At 58.0% G+C, this 2894-nt stretch carries 3 protein-coding genes; all 3 read left to right on the top strand.

From position 1 onward, the window contains the following. Window positions 1–605: phytoene/squalene synthase family protein (locus tag AB4043_RS21005; RefSeq protein WP_442307985.1), on the top strand; the 605-nt coding region annotated here is incomplete at its 5' end. After that, window positions 602–1957 (top strand): hydroxysqualene dehydroxylase HpnE, encoded by a 1356-nt coding sequence (gene hpnE / locus AB4043_RS21000; protein WP_442307984.1) that lies wholly within the window; start codon window positions 602–604, stop codon window positions 1955–1957. The genes AB4043_RS21005 and hpnE, both read left to right, overlap by 4 nt. Before the next feature lie 86 nt (window positions 1958–2043). After that, window positions 2044–2894 (top strand): carboxypeptidase regulatory-like domain-containing protein (locus AB4043_RS20995; RefSeq protein WP_442307983.1); only part of this gene is annotated, 851 nt, incomplete at its 3' end.

Genomic DNA, 2894 nt, shown 5'->3' with positions numbered 1-2894 from the left:
AGCTGGTACAGGGCACCACGCTGGACATTCAGGAGACGAAGCCCGGTGTACGCATTCTTGAGATCGACGGCAAGCCGTATGAGGTTTATGAGTCGATCACATCGTTGTACGACTACTGCTATCTCGTCGCCAGTGTTGTCGGCCTGGTATGCATCCGCATCTTCGGGTACCACGGAGCGGAGGCTGAAAAGCTTGCGGAAGAAACAGGCCTGGCCTTCCAGGTAACGAATATCCTGCGCGATGTGAAAGAAGATGGCGAGCGGGGCCGCATCTATCTTCCTCTGGATGAGTTGCAGGCAGCGGGACTCGCGCCCGCCGATGTTGTTCAGGGCGATCCACAGCGTCTGCGTCCTGTCCTGCTGAGCCTTGCCGCAAAGGCAAGGGCAATGTATTTCGCCTCAGATCGTCTGATTCCGATGCTTGATCGTGACAGCAGGGCAGCGATGTGGGTGCTGGCAAAGATCTATCGCATGCTGCTGGAACGTATCGAGAGGATGGAGTTCGATGTCTTCTCCGAGCGTGTCTCTGTGCCGACGGCCACCAAGCTTCGGGTGCTGGGGCAGGGCATGGGGATGACCCTGTGGAACCGGGTGGTTGCGCGATGAAAGACGTCATTATTGTCGGCGGAGGACTCGCCGGCCTGACGGCTGCGCACGCGCTCGCAATGCAGGGAATCTCCGTGCAGGTGTTGGAGCGTCGTCCATACATCGGTGGACGGGCGTACTCCTACGAGCATCCCGCTCTGAACGAGGTCATTGACTGTCAGCATGTCATGCTCGGTTGCTGTACGAATCTTGTCGCTCTCTGCAAGGCGGCAGGGCTGGGAGACAAGATTCGCTGGTATGACGATCTGACATTCCTGGAGCCGGGCGGGCGCGCCAGCCGCATTGGTCCCAGCGGTCTGCCGGCGCCGGGGCACAACAGCCTGAGCTTTTTGACGGCGCCAATGCTCGGTGTTGCCGATAAGGCAGCCATCGTGCGGGGACTGCTCCAGTTCCTACGAGGGTATCCAACGGACGATACGGAGAGCTTCGCGAGCTGGTTGAAGCGTACGGGCCAGACGGAGCGGGCTATCAAGCACTTCTGGGCTCCGGTCATCATCGGTGCGCTGAACGACCGTTTCGAGAACTGTTCGCTGAGGTACGCCGGACAGGTCTTCCATGAGTCCTTCCTGAAGGCGTCCACCGCCGGGCGGCTCGGTATTCCCATGCTTCCGCTGAGCGCGTTCTATGGCGAGGTAGCCCGGGCAGCGGAGGAACAGGGCGCGGAGTTCGTGCTGCGGGCGAGCGTTGAGAGTATCTCCGGAGACTCCACCACTGGCTTTACGCTGCAAACCACAGCCGGGGTCTTTCAGGCCAGACAGGTGATCGCCGCTCTCCCCTTCGAACAGGCGGTGAAGCTGCTCCCAGAGCTTACGTCAACGATTACGCACTTCGTTCATGCGCCCATTACGACGGTCCATCTCTGGTGGGAGAACGAGATCACGGACCTGGACCATGCGGTCCTGCTCGATACCACCATCGAATGGATCTTCCATAAGTCCCGCATCCGGGGATACGACGCCTCGCGTGGCAGCTATACGGAGCTTGTCATCAGCGCTTCCCACCGGCAGCTCAAGCAGGAGCGGGATGAGATTWTCCAAAGCGCAATCAATGAGTTAGCTCTATTTTTCCCGAAGACGAARACGACCCGGTTGCTCAAAACCGGGGTATTGAAAGAGGCCCGGGCCACCTTTTCGGTGCTGCCTGGGCTCGACCGCTACCGCCCCTCCCAGGGGGAGAGCGGCCGCCCAGGAATTTTTCTTGCAGGGGACTGGACGAAGACAGGCTGGCCCTCTACGATGGAGGGCGCTGTCCGCAGCGGGTTGTTGGCTGCGTCATCGATTACGGAGCGTGTAAACCTTGAGCCCGATCTTCCAGCCGACGGAATTATGCCGTGGATTCTTGGGGGTTTTTAGCGTTTTCACGTGGCGTTCACATGCCAGCAACCGGACTGAAACCGTAAACGGTGACGCTAATAGAAACACAAAAGGAGTGTTCTCTCATGCGCAGACGGATTCAATCCGCGCGGTTGATGTGCTTCTACCTGCTTCTTGTTGTTGGCCTCGTGATGCTCAGTCCAGTTGTTGGTTGGGCGCAATTCGAAAACGCATCTGTGATTGGTTATGTCCGTGACAAATCGGGAGCTGCGGTTTCCGGCTCTTCCGTTACGCTGACCAACACAGGTACAAACGTCTCCCAGACGTCCAAAACTGACGGAGAAGGCAAGTTTGAGTTCAATTCCGTCAACATTGGCAACTACGTGGTTACCGCAGAGTCTGCGGGATTCCAAACAACGAAAACTGCCCCATTTGCTCTGACGGTCAATGCTCGTCAGCGTGTCGACGTGAACGTGGCTGCCGGCACCGTCAATGAGACGGTCGAAGTGAGTGCTGCCGCTCAAATTCTCGATACCGAAACCAGTTCACGGTCGACGGTTGTTGGCACACGCGAAGTTGAGAGCCTTCCGCTCAACGGACGTTCGTATGCGGACCTTGCCCTGCTGGTACCCGGAACCCGCAAGTCCTTCCTGGAGAATCAGACAACCTCTAGCCGTGAGGCATCGTTCAATGTCAACGGTCAGCGTTCCGCGTTCAACAACTTCCTGTTGGACGGCTTGGACAACAACAACTACGGTACTTCGAACCAGGGTTTTGCCAACGAAAACATTCCTCCCTCTCCGGATGCGGTGAGCGAATTCCGCGTCGAGGTGAATAACTATTCGGCGGAATATGGCCGAGCTCCTGGCGCCGTAGTTAATGCTGCCATCCGTCGCGGTACGAACCAGATCCACGGCCGCGCCTGGGATTATGTCCGCAATACCAGCTTCAACGCGATCGGACCGTTCCTTGCGAC

It is taken from the genome of Terriglobus sp. YAF25 (assembly GCF_052113305.1).
In the GTDB taxonomy this organism is placed as follows: domain Bacteria; phylum Acidobacteriota; class Terriglobia; order Terriglobales; family Acidobacteriaceae; genus Terriglobus.
The sequence above is the reverse complement of the archived record's forward strand: the minus strand, read 5'-3'. Positions and strand labels throughout refer to the sequence as shown.